At 67.3% G+C, this 22,669-nt stretch carries 22 protein-coding genes; 3 read left to right on the forward strand and 19 right to left on the reverse strand.

Annotated features, from left to right (window positions below):
- Nucleotides 1–14: 14 nt before the first annotated feature.
- The 7 genes from pdxS to WEF05_10130 form a co-directional block, all read right to left on the reverse strand.
- Nucleotides 15–899: a pyridoxal 5'-phosphate synthase lyase subunit PdxS gene (pdxS, locus tag WEF05_10100; GenBank protein ID MEX1102234.1), complete on the reverse strand. Its 885-nt coding sequence runs from the start codon at nucleotides 897–899 to the stop codon at nucleotides 15–17.
- Nucleotides 900–1,051: 152 nt separating this feature from the next.
- A complete protein-coding gene (locus WEF05_10105) occupies nucleotides 1,052–2,113 on the reverse strand; it encodes a DUF3048 domain-containing protein (protein MEX1102235.1) in 1,062 nt (353 codons plus the stop codon).
- A gap of 123 nt (nucleotides 2,114–2,236) precedes the next feature.
- Nucleotides 2,237–3,145, reverse strand: a complete 909-nt coding sequence (locus WEF05_10110; protein ID MEX1102236.1) for a M48 family metalloprotease — start codon at nucleotides 3,143–3,145, stop codon at nucleotides 2,237–2,239.
- Nucleotides 3,146–3,151: 6 nt separating this feature from the next.
- Entirely contained in the window at nucleotides 3,152–3,724 is a 573-nt protein-coding gene (locus WEF05_10115) for a LemA family protein (protein ID MEX1102237.1), read from the reverse strand.
- A 1-nt stretch (nucleotide 3,725) separates the two neighbouring features.
- A complete protein-coding gene (locus tag WEF05_10120; protein ID MEX1102238.1) occupies nucleotides 3,726–4,883 on the reverse strand; it encodes a glycosyltransferase family 4 protein in 1,158 nt (385 codons plus the stop codon).
- Nucleotides 4,880–5,866, reverse strand: coding sequence for a phosphatidylinositol mannoside acyltransferase (locus tag WEF05_10125; protein MEX1102239.1), 987 nt, complete (start codon nucleotides 5,864–5,866; stop codon nucleotides 4,880–4,882). Before WEF05_10125 ends, WEF05_10120 begins: the two co-directional genes overlap by 4 nt.
- Complete coding sequence (locus WEF05_10130; GenBank protein ID MEX1102240.1) at nucleotides 5,863–6,426, reverse strand: hypothetical protein; 564 nt, start codon at nucleotides 6,424–6,426, stop codon at nucleotides 5,863–5,865. The genes WEF05_10125 and WEF05_10130 overlap by 4 nt, the downstream gene beginning before the upstream one ends.
- A gap of 125 nt (nucleotides 6,427–6,551) precedes the next feature.
- Here WEF05_10130 and fusA point away from each other — a divergent pair, with 125 nt between their 5' ends.
- Both fusA and WEF05_10140 read left to right on the forward strand, forming a co-directional pair.
- Nucleotides 6,552–8,627, forward strand: a complete 2,076-nt coding sequence (gene fusA, locus WEF05_10135; GenBank protein ID MEX1102241.1) for an elongation factor G — start codon at nucleotides 6,552–6,554, stop codon at nucleotides 8,625–8,627.
- A gap of 61 nt (nucleotides 8,628–8,688) precedes the next feature.
- On the forward strand, nucleotides 8,689–9,597 hold the full coding sequence (locus WEF05_10140; GenBank protein ID MEX1102242.1) for a hypothetical protein: 909 nt from the start codon (nucleotides 8,689–8,691) through the stop codon (nucleotides 9,595–9,597).
- A 6-nt stretch (nucleotides 9,598–9,603) separates the two neighbouring features.
- On the opposite strand, the gene WEF05_10145 is transcribed toward WEF05_10140, so the two are convergent.
- The 8 genes from WEF05_10145 to WEF05_10180 form a co-directional block, all read right to left on the reverse strand.
- Nucleotides 9,604–10,122 carry an HIT domain-containing protein gene (locus WEF05_10145; GenBank protein ID MEX1102243.1) on the reverse strand — a complete coding sequence of 173 codons (519 nt, stop codon included), beginning with the start codon at nucleotides 10,120–10,122 and terminating at the stop codon, nucleotides 9,604–9,606.
- A gap of 7 nt (nucleotides 10,123–10,129) precedes the next feature.
- Nucleotides 10,130–12,064: a threonine--tRNA ligase gene (gene thrS, locus WEF05_10150; GenBank protein ID MEX1102244.1), complete on the reverse strand. Its 1,935-nt coding sequence runs from the start codon at nucleotides 12,062–12,064 to the stop codon at nucleotides 10,130–10,132.
- A gap of 64 nt (nucleotides 12,065–12,128) precedes the next feature.
- Nucleotides 12,129–14,672 (reverse strand): FtsX-like permease family protein, encoded by a 2,544-nt coding sequence (locus WEF05_10155; GenBank protein MEX1102245.1) that lies wholly within the window; start codon nucleotides 14,670–14,672, stop codon nucleotides 12,129–12,131.
- Nucleotides 14,673–15,425: an ABC transporter ATP-binding protein gene (locus WEF05_10160; protein ID MEX1102246.1), complete on the reverse strand. Its 753-nt coding sequence runs from the start codon at nucleotides 15,423–15,425 to the stop codon at nucleotides 14,673–14,675. It lies immediately after the preceding gene.
- 81 nt (nucleotides 15,426–15,506) lie between these two features.
- Nucleotides 15,507–15,644 (reverse strand): hypothetical protein, encoded by a 138-nt coding sequence (locus WEF05_10165; protein MEX1102247.1) that lies wholly within the window; start codon nucleotides 15,642–15,644, stop codon nucleotides 15,507–15,509.
- A 74-nt stretch (nucleotides 15,645–15,718) separates the two neighbouring features.
- On the reverse strand, nucleotides 15,719–16,540 hold the full coding sequence (locus WEF05_10170; GenBank protein ID MEX1102248.1) for a hypothetical protein: 822 nt from the start codon (nucleotides 16,538–16,540) through the stop codon (nucleotides 15,719–15,721).
- Nucleotides 16,541–16,700: 160 nt separating this feature from the next.
- Nucleotides 16,701–17,726, reverse strand: coding sequence for a phage major capsid protein (locus WEF05_10175; protein MEX1102249.1), 1,026 nt, complete (start codon nucleotides 17,724–17,726; stop codon nucleotides 16,701–16,703).
- A gap of 510 nt (nucleotides 17,727–18,236) precedes the next feature.
- A complete protein-coding gene (locus tag WEF05_10180) occupies nucleotides 18,237–18,485 on the reverse strand; it encodes a P27 family phage terminase small subunit (protein MEX1102250.1) in 249 nt (82 codons plus the stop codon).
- A 381-nt stretch (nucleotides 18,486–18,866) separates the two neighbouring features.
- Here WEF05_10180 and WEF05_10185 point away from each other — a divergent pair, with 381 nt between their 5' ends.
- Entirely contained in the window at nucleotides 18,867–19,727 is an 861-nt protein-coding gene (locus tag WEF05_10185) for a hypothetical protein (GenBank protein ID MEX1102251.1), read from the forward strand.
- 108 nt (nucleotides 19,728–19,835) lie between these two features.
- Here WEF05_10185 and WEF05_10190 read toward each other — a convergent pair whose 3' ends face one another.
- The 4 genes from WEF05_10190 to WEF05_10205 form a co-directional block, all read right to left on the reverse strand.
- Complete coding sequence (locus WEF05_10190) at nucleotides 19,836–20,051, reverse strand: hypothetical protein (protein ID MEX1102252.1); 216 nt, start codon at nucleotides 20,049–20,051, stop codon at nucleotides 19,836–19,838.
- 87 nt (nucleotides 20,052–20,138) lie between these two features.
- Nucleotides 20,139–21,014 carry a hypothetical protein gene (locus WEF05_10195; GenBank protein MEX1102253.1) on the reverse strand — a complete coding sequence of 292 codons (876 nt, stop codon included), beginning with the start codon at nucleotides 21,012–21,014 and terminating at the stop codon, nucleotides 20,139–20,141.
- A 106-nt stretch (nucleotides 21,015–21,120) separates the two neighbouring features.
- Nucleotides 21,121–21,606: a hypothetical protein gene (locus WEF05_10200; GenBank protein ID MEX1102254.1), complete on the reverse strand. Its 486-nt coding sequence runs from the start codon at nucleotides 21,604–21,606 to the stop codon at nucleotides 21,121–21,123.
- A gap of 164 nt (nucleotides 21,607–21,770) precedes the next feature.
- Complete coding sequence (locus WEF05_10205; protein ID MEX1102255.1) at nucleotides 21,771–22,385, reverse strand: cation transporter; 615 nt, start codon at nucleotides 22,383–22,385, stop codon at nucleotides 21,771–21,773.
- Between the last annotated feature and the right edge of the window lie 284 nt (nucleotides 22,386–22,669).

Genomic DNA, 22,669 nt, shown 5'->3' on the forward strand with positions numbered 1-22,669 from the left:
AACGCCTCCCGGTGCTACCAGCCGCGCGTCTGCAGCAGGTTGTCGCCGAGCTCGGCGATGTCCAGGCCCGGCATCGCGTCGCCGAGGTCGTGGGAGACCTTCGCCACGACGTCCGGGTCGTTGAAGTGTGTCGTCGCTTCGACGATCGCGCGCGCCCGGCTCGCCGGGTCCGAGGACTTGTAGATGCCCGAGCCGACGAACACCCCGTCGACGCCCAGCTGCATCATCAGGGCCGCGTCGGCCGGGGTCGCGATGCCCCCGGCGGCGAAATCGACGACCGGAAGTCGCCCGGTCGAGGCGACGTCGCGGATCAGGTCGACCGGCGCGCCGTGTTCCTTCGCGAGGGTCACGAACTGCTCGGGGGAGGCCGTCGTGAGCTGCTGCATCTGACGCGTCATCGTGCGCTGGTGGCGCACCGCCTCGACCACGTTACCGGTGCCGGCCTCGCCCTTCGTGCGGATCATCGCCGCGCCCTCGGCGATCCGGCGGAGCGCCTCACCCAGGTTGCGCGCGCCGCACACGAACGGAACGGTGAACGCCCACTTGTCGATGTGGAACTCCTCGTCCGCGGGCGTCAGCACCTCGGACTCGTCGACGTAGTCGACACCGAGCGCCTGGAGCACCTGCGCTTCGACGAAGTGACCGATCCGCGCCTTGGCCATCACCGGGATCGAGACGACCTGCTTGATCTCCTCGATCTTGGTGGCGTCGGACATGCGCGCCACGCCACCGTCGCGACGGATATCGGCGGGAACCCGCTCGAGCGCCATGACCGCGCACGCGCCGGCGTCCTCGGCGATCTTCGCCTCGTCGGCCGTCGTGACGTCCATGATGACGCCACCCTTGAGCATCTCGGCCAGGCCGGACTTCACCCGGAAGGTGCCGGTCTCGCGTTCCACGCGGATCTCCTCCTCGACGGGCCCCGACCCGGGAACGAGACGGGAACGGTGCGCCTGCTGGGTTCGCCCGAACGAGGCGTCCGGGCCGCTTCCGGCAGTGTACCGCCGCCGGCGCACCCGCAGGCACGCCCGGCGGCGTCACAACGCGTCGCCTACTTGGAGACCTCCAAGCTGGACTCCACGAACCCGTCGCTGCTGGGGAACAGCTCGATCCAGGTGTTCCCGGGGGTCAGGACGAAGGCGTCTCCCTCCCTCGTCGTGAACGTCGTCCGGTCCTCGAGCGAGGGCCGCTCCCAGGTGCCGGAGAAGACCCGGCCGTCGCGGAACAGCATCGCCTTGCCCTTCCCGGTCACCTTGACCTCCGGCGACGGGGAACCCGACGCGTCGGTGATCTCGCCTTCGGTGACCTTGACCATCTGGACGACGACGTTGTTCGCGAGGATCTGATCGCCGTTCTCCAGCACGTTCGGGCTGCCGCCGTCGAATCGGGCCCAGCGCTCTTCGCCCTTGTTCCATTCCCAGGCCGCCTGGTTGATCGACGAGAAGACCATGTCGATCTGACCCGCCTTCTTGCTGCGGCCCTCCGGCAGCTCGTCCGAATACTCGAACTGTGGTTCGGGCACCTCGGCCTTCGCCTTCTTGCCCTGCTTCGCGAGCTTCGGTATGTCGAGGAAGAGATCCTGCGGGGGAACGCGGCTGGGATCTCGGGTGAACGCCTCGCCGCCCGCGTCCTCGTCGAACGCCTGGACGCCGGACCGCTTCACGTACTTCACGACCGACTTCGCTCCACCGGAGAAGCCGAGCACGGGCTTGCCGAACTGGATCAGCACTTCCGCGTCGGTCGTGCGCGCGCTTCGGATCGGTCCGACCCGGTCGGGCTTGGCGCACTGGAACACGACGATCCAGCGGGTGATGCCGCCCTCGACGAGCTCCTCGTACACGAGGTCGGCTTCGTCGATGCCGACCTGCGGACGCGCGGCCTCGGTGTTGTCGACCTTGACGGCGACGACCGGCTGGTTCGCGGCCTTCTCGCTCGCAGCGTTCTCGCCGGTGAGCGGGCACGTCGGCGGCTCGTCCCCGCCGGTGATCGGATCCGTGATCGCCGCGACCGGGTTCTCCCCGGTCGCCAGGGCGTACCCGACGACCGCGATCACGGCGACCGCGATCACTCCGACGATCGCGGTGATGATCTTTCCGCGTTGGGACAGCGCCAAGGGACGTTCCTCCTCAGGGATCTCGATCAGGGGTCTGGTGGAGAGGTTGGGCACGACCCAAAGGGATCGGCCGCTCCGATGCTAGCCCCGGTTCGGGGGGCCCTCAACGACCCGGGGCATTCGTCACATCTCCTCAAGACGCCGGATCCGCTCCTCCAGGGGCGGGTGCGTCTCGAACAGCCGCTCCATCGCGCCGGTCTTGCTGCCTCGGAACCGGGACGGGGTGGCGATCCACAGGTGGGCCGTGGCGTTGTTCGCGGCGTGCATCGCGGCCGGTGTCCCGCCGATCTTCCGGAGCGCCGCGGCGAGGCCCGGCGGGTAGCGCGTGAGCAGCGCGCCCTGCGCGTCGGCGAGGTACTCACGGTTGCGTGACATCGACAGCTTGATCAGCTCACCGGCGATCGGCGCGAGGATCATCAGCAGGATCCCGACGAGCGCGAGGATGCCCGCGGCCGGTCCCCCGCTGTTGTCGTTGCCACGGCGCCCGCCGATGCCACCCCAGAACCACGCGCGCAGCATGAACTCCGAGATCAGCACGACCGCCCCGATCAGCGTCGCCACGATCGTTCCCAAAAGGATGTCGCGGTCGACCACGTGGGCCATCTCGTGACCGATCACGCCCTCGAGCTCCACCCGGCTCATCGCATCGAGCAACCCGCGGGTGACAGCGATCGAGGAGTGCTCCGGATCGCGCCCGGTGGCGAACGCGTTCAGCGCCTGCTCGGGGATCACGTAGACGGAGGGCTTCGGGACACCGGCGGCGATCGCGAGCCCTTCGACGATGTTGTGCAACCGGGGTTCCTCGTCGGGGGTGACGGGCTTCGCCCGCGCCGACGCAAGGACGATGCGATCGCCGTAGCGCCACGACGAGAACGACAGGACCGCCGCGACGGCGACCGCGATCGCGAGGCCGACCGGACCGGAGGACCCGGCGAGCACCCCGAGCGCGAAACCGACGGCGGCCAGGAGCGCGAACGCCCCGAAGACGATCAGGACCGTCTTACGCTTGTTCGATGCGATCTGTTCGTACACGCGCGGCTACTCGTCCACGGCGAGGTCCACCTGCACCGGCGCGCGCGCGGGTTCCTCGATGTCGAAGAACGGACGCGGGGCGAACCGGAACGAGCGGGCCACGAGGTTGGCCGGGAAGGACCCGATCAGCGTGTTCATCCGCATCACCTGGTCGTTGTAGAACTGGCGGGCGTACGCGATCTTCGACTCCGTCCCGGTGAGCTCCTCTTGGAGCGCCAGGAAGTTCGCGTTCGCCTTGAGGTCGGGGTACTGCTCGGCGACGGCCAGCAGCTGGCGCAGGGTGCGGGACACCGCGTTCTCCGCCTGGGCTTGCCCCTCGACCCCGGTGGCGTCGAGGGCTCGCGCACGGGCCTGTGTCACCTGCTCGAAGGTCTGGCGCTCGTGACGGGCGTAGCCCTGCACCGTCTCCACGAGGTTCGGGATCAGGTCGTAGCGACGCCGCAGCTGCACGTCGATCTGGGACCACCCGTTGTCGACCCGGTTGCGCAGCGCGACGAGGCGATTGAAGACGAGCGCGAGGGCGAGCACCAACAGCACGGCCACGCCGATCAGGATCCAGATGAGAAGCACGGCGGTCATGCTAACAACGGGGCGCCCGGGCCCTCGCTGCGGTGATCGCCTCCTCGTAGCAGGCCACCAGGTGGCCCGCGATCACCTCCCAGGAGAACGAGGCCGCGCGGCGCTTCCCGGCCGCCGCGAGCCGAGCCGACAGGGAGGGCTCACCGAGCACCCGCGCGAGAGCCTCTGCGGTCGCGGCGGGGTCGCGCGGACCGACGAGCAGTCCGTCCACCCCGTCGCTGATCACCTCGTCGTAGCCGGGGATCCGGCTCGCGACGACCGGCAATCCCGCCGCCATCGCCTCGACGAGCACGACCCCGAAACTCTCCCCTCCCACCGAGGACCCCACGAACGCGTCGCACGCCGCCGTCACCGAAGGAAGCTCGGCGTTCGGAACGTGTCCGAGCATGCTCACCCGTGAGCGCACATCGGACCCGAGGGTCTCGACGGCCGAACGATCGGGGCCGTCGCCGGCAACGACGAGCCGAACCGTCGGGTCGTCGGCCGCGAGGCGCGCGAAGGCCTCCACCGCGGTGGGGAATCCCTTCCGCTCGTCGAGCCGCCCCACGAACAACACAACCTTGCCGTCCTGCGCTCCGCCGGGGACCCCGGGCAGCGACGCGGGACTCGCGTCGCGGAACCGTTCGACGTTCACGCCGTTGCCGACGATCCGGAACGCTCCGCCGATCCGCCGACCCGCGAACGCGGCCGCCGCGCGCGAGACGGCCACGCGGACATCGATCCGGCGGGCCTCGCGGCGCAGCACGGGTGCGGCCAGGTCGTAGAGGAGCGCCCGCGAAGCTCCCGAGTGGAACGTCGCGACGACCGGAACGCCTGCGGATCGAACGGCGAACAGCGACGTGCTCGGCGTGAGCGGCTCGTGCGCGTGGAGCACGTCGGGAGCGAACGCCGCCAGTGCATCGCGAACGCGCCGCGACGACGAGGGCCAGGGGCAGATCGGCGCCACCGATGCGTTATACGGGATGTCCACGGGACGACCGACCACGTGGACCCACGGTTGCGCCGGCTCCGAGCGCGAGGGTGCGACGACGAGCACCTGGTGACCTCGTTCGCGCAGATGCTCGGCGAGCTCGGCGACGTGCACCTGGACACCGCCGGGCGCGTCCCAGGCATAGGGACAGGCGAGGGCGACCCGGAACGATCGTTCCGAGGACGTCACGGAGCCGCCGCGGGTTCCTCGGACGTCGCGCGCGGTTCGGGCCACCCGGGTTGGAACACGTGCCAGTCGGCCGGATTCGACGCGATCGCCTCCTCGAACCGTTCGGCGAGGCGGCGGGTCAGGGCGGTCACGTCGGCCCGGCGATCGCCGGTCGACTCGCAGCGGATCGGCGGTTCGATGTTGATACGCCATCCCGTAGGCGTCGTCGACACCACGCAGACGAGCACCGGCGCCTCGGTCGTCAACGACAGGAGCGCGGGACCCGCCGGGACCGTCCGCTCGCGCCCGAACATCTCGACCGGGACCCCGCGCCCGGACAGATCGCGATCGGCGACCAGGGCGACGAGCGACCCCTGGTCCAGCGCCCCGGCGAGCTTGCGGCCGACGCCGCCGTTCCTGTTGAGGCCCACGATCTGCAGGCCCACCTGCTCTCGATGACGCTTGAAGAGCTCGAACAGGCGTCGGGGGCGGAGCTCCTCGGCGACCGAGACGACCCGAACGCCCTCGGCGGCGATCCATGCCCCCGCGGCATCCCAGTTTCCCATGTGGGGGAGCACGGCGATCGCTCCTCGCCCTTCGCGCAGCGTCTCGGTGATGTGTTCCAGCCCGGTCGCATCCATCCGGTCGAGGACCTGTTCGCGGGACAGATCGCGCAGACGGAACGTGTCCACCCAGTAGCGCAGGTACAGGCGGAACGCCTCCCGTGTCGAGGCCCGCACCAGCGGATCGTCCTGCGGCAATCCGAGCACCTGCGCTTGGTTGCGGGATACTCGCTCACGGACCGTCCGCAGCATCGCGTGACCCGTCGCGGCGAGCACCCGTGCCAGCACACGAGCGCCACGCTCCGAAAGGGCGCGGGCGAGCCGATCCCCGGCTGCGTAGCCGTGATAGGTGAGCCGCTCCGCAAGGGTCTCCCGGTCCGCCTCCGGGAGATCGTCGGCCGGGAGGGGCCGGGGAGACGCCGTTCGTTCGTTCGCACTCACGCGCGCTCCTCCTTCGCCACCTGGCTCGAGCGGACGAGCGTCGCGAGGATCGACACGCCGGCGGCGGCCCACACGGTCCACCGAACCCATCCGTCCACGAGCAGCCCGGCGGTGATCAGGCCGTACCGGAGCCCGCGTGTCCGTGGGCTCTCCACGACCCCGTAGCCGAGCGAGGTCCCCTTCGCCCGGACGTAGGCGCCGAGGAACCCGGCCGCCATCGCGACGAGGGCCCCGAGGGAGGTGGCGGGCTCCGCGGCGCGCGTGGCCCAGGCGATCGAGGCGAGGACCGTGGCGTCGAAGGTCCGGTCCGCGAGGGAGTCCAGCACGAGGTCGAGGCGTGTCGCGCTGCGCCGTGCGAGGATCCCTGCACCGATCAGCCCGAGCCCCGAGGCCCCGACGAGCACGCCCCCGAGGCGGGTCTGCAGATCGAGGATCGCCCAGGACCCCAGCCCCGCGAAGAGGACGCCCGCGAACACCGCGAGCCGGGCACCGATCGAGGCGGCGCGCGCGCGATCGCCTCCGGGCGAGGGGCTGGCTGTTGGGGGGGTCGTGGCCGTCATCGTCAGGAACCGGAGCGTAGCAACCGGTCCCGCGGCGCGCCGCGTCCCTTCCCCCGCGGGAGCCGCCCCGCATACAATCGCGCCTCACAGCGCTGCCACGCGACCCGCGGCGCGAAGGAGGGCGAGTGAAGATCTACGACGCCTCCGACATCCGCAACGTGCTCCTGGTCGGGCACGGCGGAGCCGGCAAAACCACCCTGCTCGAAGCGATGCTGTTCGCATCCGGTGCGACCACGCGGATGGGAACCGTCGAGGACGGCTCGACCGTCTCCGATCACGACCCCGAGGAGATCCGCAAGGCGATCAGCGTGTCGCTGTCGATGGCGCCCGTCGAATGGGAGGGCGTGAAGGTCAACGTGCTGGATGCGCCGGGCTACGCCGACTTCATCGGCGACATGCGATCGGCGATCCGGGCGGTGGACGCCGTCCTGCTCGTGGTCTCGGCGGTCGACGGCGTCGAGGTGCAGACCGAGGCCGCGTGGGACCTCGCCGTCGAAGAGGGTCTGCCGCGCGCGATCTTCGTGAACAAGCTCGATCGCGAGCGCGCCTCGTTCACCGAGACACAGCGCCAGCTCGTCGAGGCGTTCGGCAAGCAGGTCGCCCCGGTCGAGCTGCCGATCGGCGAGGAGCACGACTTCCGTGGGGTGGCGGACCTCCTGCACCGGAAGGCCGACCTCTACCCCTCCGGACCGATCGCCGAGGAGGCCGACTGGCCCGAGGATCTCGCCGCGATCGCCGCTCCGGCGCGGGAGCTACTGATGGAGTCGGTCGCCGAGACCGACGACGCCCTGATCGAGCGGTACCTCGAGGACGGCGAGCTCGAGGAGAAGGAGATCATCGAGGGCGTCAAAACCGGGTTCGCACAGGGGAAGATCGCGCCGGTGTTCGTCGGATCGGCGGCCCGCGCGATCGGCGCCGATCGACTCCTCGCCTTCATGCGCGAGGAGTTCCCCTCTCCCGCCGAGCGCGACCCGATCACGGTGACCACGACCGACGGTTCGAACGAGCGCGACGCCTGCGACGCCGCCGGTCCACTGGCCGCGTACGTCTTCAAGACCCTGTCGGACCCCTACGTCGGTCACATCACGATGTTCCGGGTCTTCTCCGGATCGGTGGAGCCCGACTCCTCGGTCCACAACGAACGCGCCGGTGTCGACGAGCGGGTCGGCCAGCTGTTCACCCTGCGGGGGAAGGAACACGAAGCGCTCTCCGTGATCCCCGCCGGGGACATCGGCGGGGTGGCCAAGCTCACGAAGACCCACACCGGCGACACGCTCAGCGACAAGACGCATCCGGTCACGATCGACGCGCCACCCCTGCCCGAGCCGTTGCTCGCGTTCGCGATCGAGCCCAAGACCAAGGGAGACGAGAGCAAGCTTTCGGCCGCGCTCGCCCGGCTGCGCGAGGAGGATCCCACGCTCCGGGTCGAACGCTCGGACGAGACGCACGAGACGGTGCTCTACGGCATGGGCGACTCGCATCTGGAGGTCGCGATCGAGCGGCTCCGCGACAAGCACGGGGTCGAGGTGCAGACCCGCCCGGCTCGGATCCCCTACAAGGAGTCGATCCGCAAGGCCATCGAGGCGACGGGGCGTCACGTGAAGCAGAGCGGGGGTCACGGCCAGTACGCCGTCTGCTCGATCAAGGTCGAACCGCTCTCGCACGGCGCCGGGTTCGAGTACGTCGACAAGATCGTCGGCGGCGCCGTCCCCCACCAGTTCATCCCGTCGGTCGAGAAGGGCGTTCGCAAGACGATGGCGCAGGGCGTCGTCGCGGGCTACCCGATGGTCGACATCCGCGTGACGTTGCTCGACGGCAAGGCCCACAGCGTGGACTCGAGCGACATGGCCTTCCAGATCGCGGGCTCGATCGCCCTGAAGGAGGCCGTCGAGGCGGCAGGCGCGGCCCTCCTCGAACCGATCGTCGATCTGGAGGTCGTCGTTCCCGAGGACTTCACCGGAGACGTGATGGGCGACCTGAACGGGAAGCGGGCGAAGATCCAGGGGATGGAGCAGGCGAGCGCCGGCAAGCAGCGCGTCCGAGCGCAGGTGCCGCAGGCCGAGGTCGCCCGCTACGCGATCGATCTGCGTTCGATCACGGGGGGACGCGGCATGTTCTCGATGGCCTTCTCCCACTACGAGCCGGTCCCGCCGCAACTCGCGGAGAAGGTGATCGCCGAGTCGCAGGCCGACGTTTCCTGATCGACCTGTCTCGATGCATGACGCCGCTCAAGTCCCGCGGAACGTCGTCGAGGAGGTACGCATGGGGAACCGGACCCGACCGACGTTCCGATGGCTCTGGCCTGCGTGTTCGCTGGCCCTCACGGTTCTGTTCGCGTGCCTGACCGCGCCCGCGTCGACGGCCGACTCCGGCCGGGCCGCGGGTTCCAACGCCCCGAGAGGGACGCTCCCGCCCGTGCTCGTGGACCAAGATGAGACCGACACCGGCAACGGCGTCACCTCCCAGCGCTACCCGGAGGACTCGGGGTTGTCGGCCTCGGATGCGGAGGCGGCCGACGACTTCCGCATCCCCACCGGGAAGACCTGGCTCGTCCGCCAGATCGCGGTCGGCGGACAGCTCCCGTCGGGCGCGCCGATCCCGCAGGTCGAGGTCCGCATCTACCGCGACGCCGGGGGGCTGCCGGACCTGCTGCTGTTCGAGCAGACCGTCGACGCGCCCGGTACGGATCGACAGATCGATCTGGCGACCGAGGTCGCCCTGCCCGCGGGTCGCTACTGGCTCTCGGTGGTCGCGCTCGGCGGCGGCGAGGGCAACCAATGGTTCTGGAGCACCTCCGACACACAGCACGGACGACCGGCCGTGTGGCGCAACCCTGGCGACCAGTTCGAGAGTGGATGCATCGACTGGACCCCACGGCTCGACGGATGTCCCGAGCCCGAGACCGTAGGCGTCGATCAGATCTTCGTCCTGTACGGCACCGCGTCCGATCAGGCGTGTGACAACGTCGCGACCAGCGGGCGCGACCGGATCCCCGGAACGACCGGCCGGGACGTGCTCTGCGGCTTCGGCGGGAACGACACGCTGCTCGGTCGTGGGAACGCGGACCGGCTGATCGGAGGCGGTGGCAACGACCTCCTCAAGGGAGGGCCGGGACGGGACACGTGCATCGGCGGACCGGGACTGGACCGCGAGCGCTCCTGCGAACGCTGACCGCCCTCAGCCGTCGAATCGCGGCGCCAGGCGCCGATAGGTCTCGTCGAGCAGCTCGGGGAGCACCCGCGTCTGTCCCGTGATCGGCATGAAGTTCGTGTCGCCGTTCCACCTCGGAACCACGTGCCAGTGCAGGTGCCCGGGGAACCCCGCGCCGGCGACCTTGCCGACGTTCATGCCGATGTTGAACCCGTGCGGCTCCATCTCCTCGCGCAACGCCGCTGTCGCCCGCCGCATCAGGTCCATCAGATCCGCGTGCTCGGCGACCGACAGGTCCTCGAAGTCCCCGCTGTGCCGCCAGGGCGCGACCATCAGGTGGCCCGGGTTGTAGGGGAACGCGTTCAGGATCACGAACCCATGCTCGCCGCGCGCGAGCACGTGCGCCTCCTCGTCCGGTGCCTTCGGCAACTCGCAGAAGATGCAGCCCGGAGCGTCGACTTCGGTCGCCGTCCGGATGTACTCCATCCGCCAGGGCGACCACAGGTGCTGCATCGGCCCCGCGTCGGTCTCGTCCTGCTCGCCCATCGACCGCCTACCCGAACGTGCTCTGGTCCAGGGCTCGCGTCTCGGCTTCGCGGGCGAGCGCATCGAGGAACGTCTGCGGCGCGACGCCCGGATGCTCGCTGCCGTCGCGCAGGCGGACCGTGAGCGCGCCGCCCTCGAGCTCCTTGTCCCCGAGCACGAGCGTGTAGGGCGCCTTCATCAGCTGCGCGTTCCGGATCTTCTTGCCGACACTCTCCTTCGCGTCGTCGACGAAAGGCCGCAGTCCCGCCTCGCGGACGGTGGCGGCCAGTGCGTTCGCCTGCTCGACGTGCCGGTCGGCGACGGGGACCAAGCGGACCTGTTCGGGAGCGAGCCACAGGGGGAACGCACCGGCGTAGTGCTCGATCAGCACGCCGCTGAACCGTTCGAGCGAACCGAGGATCGCACGGTGGACCATCACCGGACGGTGACGGGCGTTGTCCTCGCCGACGTACTCCATCTCGAACCGCTCGGGCAGCGCGAAGTCGCACTGGACCGTGGAGAGCTGCCACAGGCGCCCGATCGCATCGTGGAAATGGAAGTCGACCTTCGGCCCGTAGAACGCCCCCTCACCCTCGGCGACCGTGTACGCGAACCCGCTGCCCTCGAGCGCCCGGGTGAGGGCGTCGATCGCCTTCGCCCACATCGCCTCGTCGCCGATCGCCTGCCCGGGCTTCGTCGACAGGTTCACGATCGGCTCGGAGAACCCGAACGTGCGATGGATCTCGAGGGTGAGCGCGAAGACCTTCTGGATCTCGTCGACGAGCTGATCCTCACGACAGATGATGTGCGAGTCGTCCTGGGTCATGCCCCGCGCGCGGAGCAGACCGTGCAGCGTTCCCGCGCGTTCGTATCGGTACACCGTGCCGAGCTCGGACAACCGCATCGGCAGGTCCCGGTAGCTCCGCGTCGCGCTCTTGTAGATCAGGACGTGGAACGGGCAGTTCATCGGTTTGACGAAGTAGCTCGCCTCGTCCCGGACCATCTCCGGATACATGTTGTCGACGTACTTGTCGGTGTGGCCGGAGGTGTCCCAGAGCACCCGGCGCGCCAGGTGCGGGCTCTGCACCGGCTCGTATCCACGATCGAGATGCAGATCCCGCACGTAGTCCTCTAGTTGCTTGCGGAACACACCCCCGCGCGGGTGCCAGACCGCCAGACCCGGGCCGAGCTCCTCGGGGAAGCTGAACAGGTCGAGCTGCCGGCCGAGCTTGCGGTGGTCACGCTTCTCCGCCTCCTCGAGGCGATGGAGGTACTTCTTCAGATCCTGCTTCGTCGGCCAGGCCGTGCCGTAGATCCGCTGGAGCATCGGGCGGGATTCGTCGCTTCGCCAGTACGCCCCGGCAACCGACAGCAGCTTGAACGCCTTGAGACGGCCGGTCGACGGCAGGTGCGGTCCGAGGCACAGGTCGGCCCACCCGTCGTTGCGGTAGACGCTGACCGTCTCGCCCCCGCCGGTCTCCCCCGGCGCCTCCCCGTCGTCGAGTCCCTCGATGATCTCGCGCTTGAAGGGTTGATCGACGAAGCGCTCGAGCGCCTCGGCGCGGCCGAGCTCTTCCCGGACGAACGCTTGGTCGGCCTTCACGAGCTCGGTCATCCGCGACTCGATCTTCGGCAGGTCCTCGGGCGTCAGCGGTTCGGGAAGCTCGAAGTCGTAGTAGAAGCCGTCGGCGATCGCCGGTCCGATCGCATACCTCGCGTCGGGCACGACGTCGCAGACCGCCTGCGCCATCACGTGCGCCGCGGAGTGGCGCAGCACGTGCAATCCGTCGGGCTCGTGCGCGCGAACCGGTTCGACCACCGCATCGCCCGCCGGGACGAACGAGAGATCGCGCAGCTGCCCTTCGACACGCGCGGCCACGGCGTCGGGTGGCAGAACGCTGCCGACCGGCTCCCCTTCGGGGAGGTCGGTGGTCGTTCCGTCGGGCAAGCTCAGGCGCGGCATCGGGCTGATGATAGCCGCCGCACCCACGGAGCCCGGAACCCCCGAGCCCTCGAGCCCGTTCCGTCTACTCGTAGGCGATCGCGTCGAGGATCTTCAGCTTGGCGGCTCGGCGCGCCGGGAACAAGGCGGTCAGGACACCGGCGAGCGCCGCGAAGAGGACGTAGAAGACGAGCTGTCCTCCGGGGATCGCGAGCTCGGTGATCCCCTCCGACACCAGCGCCTGCTGCAGCGCCCATCCGAAGAGGATGCCGAGCACGACGCCGAGCAACGCGCCCAGGATCGCGATGATCACGGCCTCCCAGCGGACCATCGAGCGGAGCTGCCCCCGTGTCATACCGACGGCGCGCAGCAAGCCGAGCTCGCGCGTGCGCTCGTAGATCGACAGGCTCAGGGTGTTCGCGATGCCGAACAGGGCGATCACGATCGCGAGGGAGAGCAGGGCGGTGATCAGGTTCAGGAGCTGGTCGATGAAGCCCGCCTGCGTCTCGCGGAAGGCGGCTTGGTCCTGCACGTCGACCCCCGCCACCTCGCCGACGGCGGTTTCCACGGCGGCGGCCAGCGCCGCCGGACGCACGCCCTCCTCCCCCTTCACGAGCAGGAACGAGTCCAGGCGATCCACGTAGTTCTCGTCGAAGGTCTCGAGCGAGATCACGTACTCGTTCAGGATCGGGTTCTCCTCGAAGAGGCCCCCGATCGGGATCCGCTGCAGCCCCGTGCGCGCGAACCGCATCGGGACGATATCTCCGACGGTCCACCCGCGATCGGACGCGACGTCAGAGGATACGAGCGCCGCCCCGTCCGCGAGCGATGCCACGGAGCCGGCGGTCATCTCCACCGAGGTCGTGTCCTCGATCGTCTCCGGATCCACCGCGTTCACCACCGCGGGCGCTCCGTCGAGCTGGAACACATCCTGGCGGATCTGGGTGACCGCCGAGACCTCGGTCACCCCCTCGACATCCTCGGCGACCGAGGTCGGGATCGGCAGGAAGGTGGTGTTCAGGACGATCAGGTCGGCCTTCATCGTCTCTTCCAGGGCAGCCTCGCTGCTGGCCTTGAGCGAGGCGCCCAGGATCGCGACGAACACGACGAGCGCGACCCCGATCATCAATGCCGATGCGGTCGCCGCGGTTCGCCGTGGGTTCCGCATCGCGTTCTCCCGAGCGAGCCGTCCGGCGATGCCCGTGCCACGCAGCGGCGCCCCGATCAGCCCAGCCAGCGGCCGCGCGACGAGCGGCGCGAGCATCGCGACGCCGAGGAACGTGACGAGCACGCCGAGTCCGACGAGCTCGAGCTGGCCGGACTCGGCACCGAACAACCCGTACAGGAGCGCCACGGCGCCGATCACCGTCACCGCCACGCCGATCGTGACGCGCCGTCCGGCCGCTCCCTTCGGTGTCGAAGGCGCCTCGCGCAGGGCCTCGATGGGCGTGACCGAGGCGGCCCGGCGAGCAGGAAGGATCGCCGAGACCCCCGTGATCACGAGCCCGACCACGATCGAGACGACGAACGTGCGAGGTTCGAGCTGCGTCGCGGTACTCGGGATGTCGATGCCGACCGCCGACAATACGGCCTTGAGCCCGATCGCGATGCCGACGCCGGCCACCACACCGATCGCCGAGGCGACGATCCCCACCACGATGGCCTCCAGGATCGTCGAGACGAGCACCTGCCGGCGGGAGGCCCCCAGCGCCCGCAGCAGCCCGAGCTCCCGGGTCCGCTGCGCCACGATGATCGAGAACGTGTTGAAGATGATGAACGCGCCGACGAACAGCGCCACGAAGGCGAACACGAGCAGCGCGGTCCGGAAGAAGCCGAGTCCTTCCTTCAGCTGATCCGCGCTCTCCTGCGCGACCGAGGTGCCGCTCACCGCCTCGAATCCCCCGGGCAACACGCCCTGGACCCCGACCCGCACCACGTCCGGATCGGCTCCCTCGGCGGCGACCACGCTGATCGAGTCGAACACGCCCTCTCGGTCCAGGACGTCCTGCGCCGTCTCCAGGTCGAATAACGCCAGCGTCGCGCCGGCCAGGTTGTCGGCCTCGCCGAAGCCCACGATCCCCGACACGGTGAACTCCTGCGGTCCCGACTGCAGCAGGACCTCGACCGTGGCGCCGACATCGAACCCGTATGCCTCGGCGGTGCGCGCATCGATCGCCACCTCGTCGGGCGCGTCGGGGCTGCTGCCCTGCCGCAGCTCGAGGATCGGACTGTCCGGGTCCCAGCTGGAGCCGAGCGTGGGAGGACCGAACCCGCCGATCGGTTCCCCGGTCGCGGGGTCGACGAACTGGGCGTAGCCGCCCACCTCACCGGTCGCGCGCGCGACTCCATCTACCCCCGCCACCTGGGCCACGACCTCTTCGGGGATCGGTTCGCGGTCGTCGCCGCCGCTCGCCCCGGGACCCGCCGACTGCTGGAACTGCGACTCGCCGCGGACCACGACGTCGATGCCCTCGGTGGTCGAGGTGAAGACCTCGTCGAACGCGGCGTTCATCGTGTCGGTCAACACGAACGTTCCCGCCATGAAGGACACGCCGATGACGATCGCGACCACCGTGAGGATCAGTCGGATCTTGCGCGCGAACAGGCTCTTGAGCGAGGCGCGGAGCATCTACACCTCGAGGGACTTCAAGCGGTCGAAGACCGACTCGGATGTCGGAGACCGAAGCTCGTCGACGATGCGGCCGTCGCGCAGGAACACGACGCGATCGGCGAAGCTGGCGCCGCGCGGGTCGTGAGTGACCATCACGATCGTCTGCCCATGGTCGCGGACGGCGTCGCGCAGGAACCCGAGCAGATCGGCCCCCGAACGGCTGTCCAGATTGCCGGTGGGCTCGTCGGCGAACACGACCTCGGGCCTGCTCACGAGGGCGCGGGCGGCGGCGACGCGTTGCTGCTGGCCGCCGGACAGCTCGCTGGGGCGATGGGCCAGACGGTCGGCGATGCCGACGGTTCGGACCACCTGCTCGTACCACGCGCGGTCGACATCGTTCCCCGCGATGTCCAGCGGCAGGGTGACGTTCTCCTCCGCGGACAACGTCGGCACCAGATTGAACGACTGGAAGACGAAGCCGACCTTCTCGCGCCGCAGGAGCGTCGTCTGCCGTTCGCTCAATGTCGTGACGTCGACGTCACCGATGTACACACGCCCGGTCGTGGGAACGTCCAGTGCCGCCATGCAATGCAGCAACGTCGACTTCCCGGACCCGGACGGGCCCATGATCGCCGTGAACTCCCCGGCCGCGAAGTCGACGTTGACGCCGCGCAACGCCTCAACGGCCGCGTCACCCTCGCCGTAGACCTTCGAGAGGTCAACGGCACGCACCGCCGACCTCGCGGGTTGTATCGCCGGATCCATCGCCATGCAGACCTCCGTCGTCCGTCCAGCGAGACACCCTACGAAAGCCCGGGTCGAACGACCGGCGGGGTAGGCGGGCGAGTCGGATCAGGCGATCCGGCGATCGGAACCGGAGTCGCGGTCGCCGGGATCCTCTCCGAGGTCGACGTCGACCTCGAAACCCCACGCGACCACGAGTGCCGCGAGCGCGACCCCGATCAAAAGCAGGACGACGGCAAGGAACACGGGCGACCTTCCCTCAGGGAGCCTGCCCGAGAAGCCTGCCACGAGGAGAGCTGCGTTCCCAGCACCCGGGTCCACTACGTCGGAGTCGCTGGGAGATGTACTGGATGAGGTGCCTGGGACCGGTGTGGTGGGCGTGACAGGGATCGAACCTGTGACCTCGCCTTGCCCATCGCGCCGGCGAACGTGTTACCTGCGGCCTCCGCGGAGCCACCGAACTCGGTTGTCAGCTCGGCCAGGATCATCTTCTGTGCGCCGAGCAGGTCTCCCGACTCCTGCAGGGCCGCGATCTTCTCTTTCTCGGTCTGCGTGAACGACACACCAACGCGCTGCAGGGCCGTCATGCCGACCAGCGGGTTGTTGAGCGCCTTACCGACCTGCAGGCTCGCCGACTTGAGGTCGAGGTTCGCGATCGAGCCCTGGTTCATGGCAACAGCCATATCCAGCACCGCGGCCTGGGTCTGGTTGAAGATGTCGTTGTTCGCGCCGGCCTGGTTCTGGATCTCGGTGAAGGTCAGCAGCAGGTTCGAGGAGGACTGGATCACTTCGTCGTCGACGCCCGACAGCGCTGCGAGCTCGTTGGCGAGCGCGACGATCTGCTCGGCCGTGACGTTCGCCGCCCCGCCCGTCGACTTCAGGACCGCCTCGGTCTGGGCCATCGCTTGCTCGGCTTCCATCGCGGCCTGCACCGCCGCTTTGCCGACGAGCGCGAGTCCGACGCCGATGCCTGCGGCGAGCATGGGACCGATGTTCTTGGCTGCGGCCGCCATCCTCGACGTCCCGGCCTCGACCTCGCCGCGTGCCTTGGCCAGACCAGTCGAGAGTGACTTTGTGTCGAGGCCGACCGTGACCACGGCGTTGCCGAGGGCCGCGCCGCCGAGTGCGCCGAGGATGCTCATTCAGCTACCGCCTTCCCGTGGGGCGAGGAGCCACCCGCCCGGCCTGTCGAACCCCGCAACGACAGAGACTTGAGACCGGAGGAACAGGGTTCGACAGGTTCAACATCCGGGCGGGTGGCACAAGGAGCCCTCCGGTCTCAGCTGTGGTGGGCGAATCGGGCTACGGGGTGGTGTCGACGAGGCCGAACGCACCAGGGGCGTAGACCGCCAGCGCGAATCTTTCCTCTGCCCGGATCGCCGTCTTGTCGTGGGTGAAGTAGTCCGAGTGCGAGTTCGAGGCTTCCACCGTGATACCGCTGCGCCGGAAGATCTGCGCTTGCGAGAAGTCGCCGACGAGCACCGAGCCCTGCGCGATCGCGGGGGTGACGACGACGTTGAGGCCCCAGAAGGTCTCCCCGATGATCCCTCCGACCCCGTACTGACCGGTGAACGGCCCGCCTGCGAAGTACTGCTCATTGCCGTCCTTGGCTAGACGGAAGTCAGAGCTGCCCCAGTCGATCGGGTGGATCACCATGCCGTTGGGCTGGTAGAAGGCGTCGCGGATGGTGGTGACCATCTGATACACCGAGTCCGCGGCGTTCAAGGCGCCGACCGTGATCGTGGTCTGCAGGCCCGAGCGGTCCAAGATCCCCGAGATGTTCGGAGGGGTTCCGTCGCCGTTTAGGAGCTGGTCCTCCTCCTCGAGCTGCACACCCGTCGTGAGCCGCACGTCGATGAACGACCGCAACGCCTCGACGTCCTCCAGCATCTCGTCGGTGACCGGCAGCCACGTGGCGACTTTTCGTACCGGTTCGTTCACCTGGTTGAAGACCATCGCTGACTCGGGCTTCTCCGCTGCCTCGGCCACGGTTGCGGCGGCGTTGGTGAACGACTGCTCCTCGACGTACAGGACAGCGTTGGAACTCGTGGATCCGGGAAGCAAGAGGTCGGCCAGCTGCAGCCGGCGAAGGCTCAGCGGACGGATGCCCGGCAGGCGTTCGGGGATCACCGCGTCGCCGCCGGAGCTGCCACCCGAGTCGAGCAAGGTACGCAGCTCCACGTTCCCCGAGGTGAACTTGCCGGCGAAGCCTTTGGCTCGGAGCTTCTGGTACTGCTCGGACTCGACGAACTGTTCGCCGAGCGAGGGCGGAGCGGTCGGTTCGGTTTGTGAGCTCATCAGTCGTTTCTCCTGTTTGTCCGAAGCCAGTGACGGATCGCGGCGCGTGCTTCAGCAGCGACGGAGCGACCGTCTTGGCGGGCGAGGGTGGCGAGGTCACGGGCGATGTCTGGTTCCTCCGCGACGACCAGGCGGTGTGAGAAGCGGGTTCGCCTCTCGGGAGCGTGGGGCAGTGTCTGTTTCATGCCCTGAACGCTGATGGGCCGTGCAAGGTTTCGCCTTACGGCGATGGCCAACCGCCCTCCCGCGATCGCCTACTGCGACGTTCCCGGGCCTCGATCCACGGTTCGTGGTTTTCGCATCGTGGCTGGCACCCGCAGTGCTCCTTGGACCAGGCTCGGACCTGTTCCTGCCAGCCGTCGCTGAGGTAGTGCTCGTACAGCGTTTTCTCTTCTGCCATCGATATGTCCAACAGCGGCCCACGAGCGAGGAGCCGTACGACGGCCTCCTCCGTGACGTCATCCGTTCCCGCGACCTCGAGCGCTTCCACCACGACTCGCATGAAGTCGCCGCGTCGCTTGCTCTCCCGCCGGCGAGCCATCAGCGGGGCACCCGCGGATCGGGGTCGGGTCCACCTTCGAGGTGCAGCTCTCGCAGCAACCTCGCCAGGCCGATCCGGGCGTCCTTCTCTGCTCCAAGGAGCGGATGGGGCCGAAGCTGGCCCTTCGAACCCGGAACAGTGAGCCCCTCCTCGTCGATCAAGGCGCGCACCTCGTCCAGGCGATCCATCGTCTCGCAGGCGCTCCGCAGCAGGACGTAGTCACCTTCGGTGAGCTCGTAGGTAGCCACCACAGAGCGCCAGAACGACCGAGAACGGCGCTTCAGATGCTTAGGGGGACCCGGGGCGTCCGCAACTTTCTTGCCTGGCATGGCCCCAGGGTGAGGGTGGTGGCCAGGAAAACGCCAAACCGGGGGCGCGTCCATGCGTCTAGGCCAAGAGTCGGCCTGCTGCTGTGGGATCAACTGAACTTCTGAGCCAGGGGGAGGGGCCCCTGACCTGCGCAGATGCAATGACCTATGAAGGGGGGTACCCACCCCGTACCCCGGGGCCGTCCATGCTGTCACCTGAACCGAAGGCATCTGTCGGTTAGATTTCTCCCTCGAGCAGGCAGGACCCACTCCCCCATTCGAGATGGATGATTTCCGTTTAGTCCGTTTAGAGGGAGCGCGATGCGTCGAGATCCGTTCGATGAGCCACCGGATGATGACCCGTACGAGCTGTATGCGTCCGAGGAAGAGGTGTTCTCCGCAGACACTCACGTCGACCCTGCCGAGGAGCGAGCTGTCGCGGAACTGCGGGATAGGTTCAAACAGGATCGTGTCTTCTACTCCAGACAGCTTGAGGTGCAGCTTGAAGGGAGCTTCTTTCACTGGGTGACCAACCGAGCGGTTAAGCGACTCGTTGCTGAAGATCATGTGGTTGCTGAGGAAAGAGATGTTGAGAACTCGAGCAGTGTGAATCTCCTTTGGCGAAAGAGTTATCGATACCCCCGGAGAGAAGCTGCAAAGGTCCATGCGCTGGTAGAGGAGTACTCCCGGCCGGCAGTATCGGAGGCCGTAGGTTCGAATGGAGAGAATCTCGTACTGGAAGGGTTCTCCCGACACCAGTTCGTACAGCGGGGACGTAATGTCAACGCATTCGGGGCCAAGGCGTGGCAGCGTACGAACCAGGACATCGACTTCATATTCGAACGTGACGGGCACGCGTATGGGATCGAGGTAAAGAACGCCCTCGGATACATGGACAAAGACGAATTCGATTCGAAATCCGACCTGTGCTTTGAGTTGGATCTGATACCGGTGTTCGTGGTGCGAATGGTACCGAGGACGTGGCTGGAGGAGCTAAGGAAACTGGGCGGCTTCGTTCTTGTCATCAAGTTTCAGCTGTACCCCAAGTTGCTAGGACCCCTGGCATCAAGGATGAGAGACGAACTCGGGTTGCCAGTGGACACGCCGGCAACGCTTTGGGAAGGCACCATGGAGCGGTTCTTGAAATGGCATCACGCCCCGTCCGGCGATGGTGATTCGTGAGGGCAATTCACAAGCGGGTTCTGCAAAAGCGCTGGTCAGGCCGATTTTCGGCGTACCTCCATGAATACGTGGTTGGTAGGCGAGGGACGGCCCGAGGAGCCGGACCTCTCAGTGAGGATCGCGCCAGGGGTCGGTGGACTCGCCTGCTTCGAGCGCCAGCAATAGCGCCTGCAAGTCCTTCCTTCCCCGCGCAAAGTGAGTGTCCGGCGGCGGTCCATCAGAGCGCGTCCATCCGCTCGGCTGTACCCAGTATTCGTACGGTGCCTTGGCAGACACGAGCGTTACTTCCCAACCCAAGTCATGGGCCTTGTCATAGACATTCATCGGGTTAGCTTATCCTCGCTTACTGGTGTGGGTCCCAGAGTCGGTCCGGCGGGAGGTTGCACGGGAGGTTTCGCGCTTCTAACGCGCCTACTCGCCTTCGGTCAAGAGCCTCTCGAGGAGTGTCTTGACTAAGCGGCGCAGTTCCCCGTAGACCGCGGAGATCTCAGTTGCTGAGCGCCCAATGTGTGAGAGGTCGCTCCGGGCATCGTAGCAATCGGATGCAAATCTGCCTGCCGGCTTGCCATCGAAGTATTCCCCGTCCGGAATGTGGCGCTTGACCACCCCTCGGATGGCGCTTCCTATCGATTCCTTCTTTAGATCCTGCAACGAACCCACTAGAGATCTTGCAGACTCTGCATCAGATTCGGGAGCGGTGCTGATGTGGAGGTTGGTCTGTGCGATGAACGAGTCGATGAGATCGATGAGCGTCTCAGGCCGGTCCTCCCGAGTGGAGAGGACCTCCACCGCCGTCACCAGATTCAAGAATCGAGCTCGATCGGACGCTTCGTGATCTGTAAGGAAATAGAGGTCGATGGCTAACGAGAGATCCCCGGCGAGAACCCCGCGGGATGTTAGCTCGTGAATCAGCAGATCGGTGAACTGATTCAAGGGCGAGCTCACGTAGCCGCCAGTGAAGCTGATACTGAGTACTTTGACGGGGACCTCTCCCTCCTCGTATACATCGAGCCCGTCAAACCGACCTCGCAAGATCAGTCCCTCTTCCGCTGCCTTGTCTTTCAGGTAGTCGGACGGGCCCCCTGTACTCTCGTCTCTCCCCAGGTCAAGCGCCACGCCAGTCGCCACTCCCACTGCCCGGAGGGCAGAGCGAGCCTTCTCACCCGCCTCTGTCGCGGTCGCTTCCGACTCGAACCCCCTTGCGATTGCTATTAGCTCCGTCGGCATCGCTGGCCCTGACTGGGTGATAAAGAGCTCGATCGGAACCACGCCCTCTGGAGCTATCACCAGTGGGCTGTCGTGATCCCCGGGGAGCAAGAAGCGGTTCGGAGTAGTGGTGGCTCGAAGTCGGAACGTAAAGGGCATGCTTCAACGACTACGTTCTATTCGAGTCTCACGAAAGATCTCGTCTCGGCGGCGTCTGCGAAAGGGAGTTCTCCGTCTTCTGTTCCCCTGCGAAGAGTCCAAGGAATCCGGCAACCATCGCTAGCACAGAACCAGTGCCCAAAATCCAAATGCCGCTGCCGACCGAGGCCACTCCGAATTCGCCGGCCGTCGACGTAAAGGATGCCACCCGATTCTGTACCTCGTCGTAGTTGACCCAAGCCGTTCCCAAACCGATGAGCCCGCCGATCAGTCCTAGTACGAAGACGCCCGCATGGTCGAGCTGAATCAGACCGAGCACACCCAACAGCGCGACGACGATCCCGACCACGAGCGTGATCACTCCGTCTCCGCCTCCATCGATTCCGGAGCGAGAGACGGTGCCGACAAACGCAGCGGTTGCGCTGACCCAGGGCAGGAGAGACCCGGCGACGATCAGGGCTCCGGCGACGATCAGGGCGATCGAAGCGAGTTGGCGTTTTGGATTGGTAGCCATTTGTCTTGGGAGGCATGTTGCCCCAAGGCAATCTTGCAAGTCCAGCCCAAAAGCAGCGGCTGTGCCCATTCAAGTTGACAGGACGCACAGCTGGGCGATGATGGAATGGAGGGGACGACCGTCACCGCCCTTTTTCCCCTCGGATCTGCGAGCGACTCCCAATCTCATCCCCGGGAGTCACTCGTGCCCGAATGGTGCCAGGCCTCGACCCCTTCCTTCACAGCGAGACCTGCGATGGCCAAGGCTGCCAGCGGATCTGCCCACCACCACGAGACAACGGAGTTCAACAGTAGCCCACCCAGGAGGATCGCGGACAAATAGGAGCACAGCAGCGTCTCGGTTGCGTCGGCCATAAGAGTGGCGCTCCCCAGCTGCTTCCCCGTACGTCGCTTCGCAAGCACAAGAACTGGCATCACGACGAGTGACACGATCGAGAGCACGATCCCGACAAGGGACGAGTCCGGCTCGCTTGATGCGGTGAGGTCGCGAATCGCCTCCACAGACACATAGGCAGCAAGGACGAAGAAGGACACAGCGATCAGCCGGAGCGCGAGACGCTCTCGTTCCTCCGAGGGGTCGCCTTTGAACTCCCAGATGACGACTGAGGCAGCGAAGACTTCGATGAGCGAGTCGAGACCAAAGGCGACGAGCGCGATCGAGCCAGCGGCGAGTCCAGCGCCAATCGCCACGACGGCTTCGATCACGTTCCATGCGACGGTCAGGTATTCGAGACGCAGCCCTCGACGTCTGAGAACGGTCTGCGCCTCTGCGGAGATCATCGGATGAACACTCCATCCACAACTTGCGGGCTGTTGACTACGAGTTCCACGACAGCACGAGGATACGGAGAAAGCCTTGTGTAGGCTCCCGAGTAGAGTACCGGCGACCCGATCCCGAGACACCCGATGCACCTAACGCTTGAGGGGGGACACCCGGAATGCGCATGGTGACGGGCAGAGTCTTGCTCACGTGATCCTGGCCTCCCTATCCGGTCCACGACGTCTTTGTTAGGGTGCCGACATGAGTCGCCAGCCGCTTGGACGAGTGACTTGTCTTGTTGCTG

Source organism: Actinomycetota bacterium, from assembly GCA_040881665.1.
In the GTDB taxonomy this organism is placed as follows: Bacteria; Actinomycetota; UBA4738; order UBA4738; family HRBIN12; genus JBBDWR01.

Coding starts and splice junctions, on each gene's coding strand:
- WEF05_10115 (MEX1102237.1), bottom strand. CDS start 3,724: ATGACCGCCGTGCTTCTCATCTGGATCCTGATCGGCGTGGCCGTGCTG.
- WEF05_10130 (MEX1102240.1), bottom strand. CDS start 6,426: ATGACGGCCACGACCCCCCCAACAGCCAGCCCCTCGCCCGGAGGCGAT.
- WEF05_10140 (MEX1102242.1), top strand. CDS start 8,689: ATGGGGAACCGGACCCGACCGACGTTCCGATGGCTCTGGCCTGCGTGT.
- WEF05_10145 (MEX1102243.1), bottom strand. CDS start 10,122: ATGGGCGAGCAGGACGAGACCGACGCGGGGCCGATGCAGCACCTGTGG.
- thrS (MEX1102244.1), bottom strand. CDS start 12,064: ATGCCGCGCCTGAGCTTGCCCGACGGAACGACCACCGACCTCCCCGAA.
- WEF05_10155 (MEX1102245.1), bottom strand. CDS start 14,672: ATGCTCCGCGCCTCGCTCAAGAGCCTGTTCGCGCGCAAGATCCGACTG.
- WEF05_10160 (MEX1102246.1), bottom strand. CDS start 15,425: ATGGCGATGGATCCGGCGATACAACCCGCGAGGTCGGCGGTGCGTGCC.
- WEF05_10170 (MEX1102248.1), bottom strand. CDS start 16,540: ATGAGCATCCTCGGCGCACTCGGCGGCGCGGCCCTCGGCAACGCCGTG.
- WEF05_10185 (MEX1102251.1), top strand. CDS start 18,867: ATGCGTCGAGATCCGTTCGATGAGCCACCGGATGATGACCCGTACGAG.
- WEF05_10190 (MEX1102252.1), bottom strand. CDS start 20,051: ATGAATGTCTATGACAAGGCCCATGACTTGGGTTGGGAAGTAACGCTC.
- WEF05_10200 (MEX1102254.1), bottom strand. CDS start 21,606: ATGGCTACCAATCCAAAACGCCAACTCGCTTCGATCGCCCTGATCGTC.
- WEF05_10205 (MEX1102255.1), bottom strand. CDS start 22,385: ATGATCTCCGCAGAGGCGCAGACCGTTCTCAGACGTCGAGGGCTGCGT.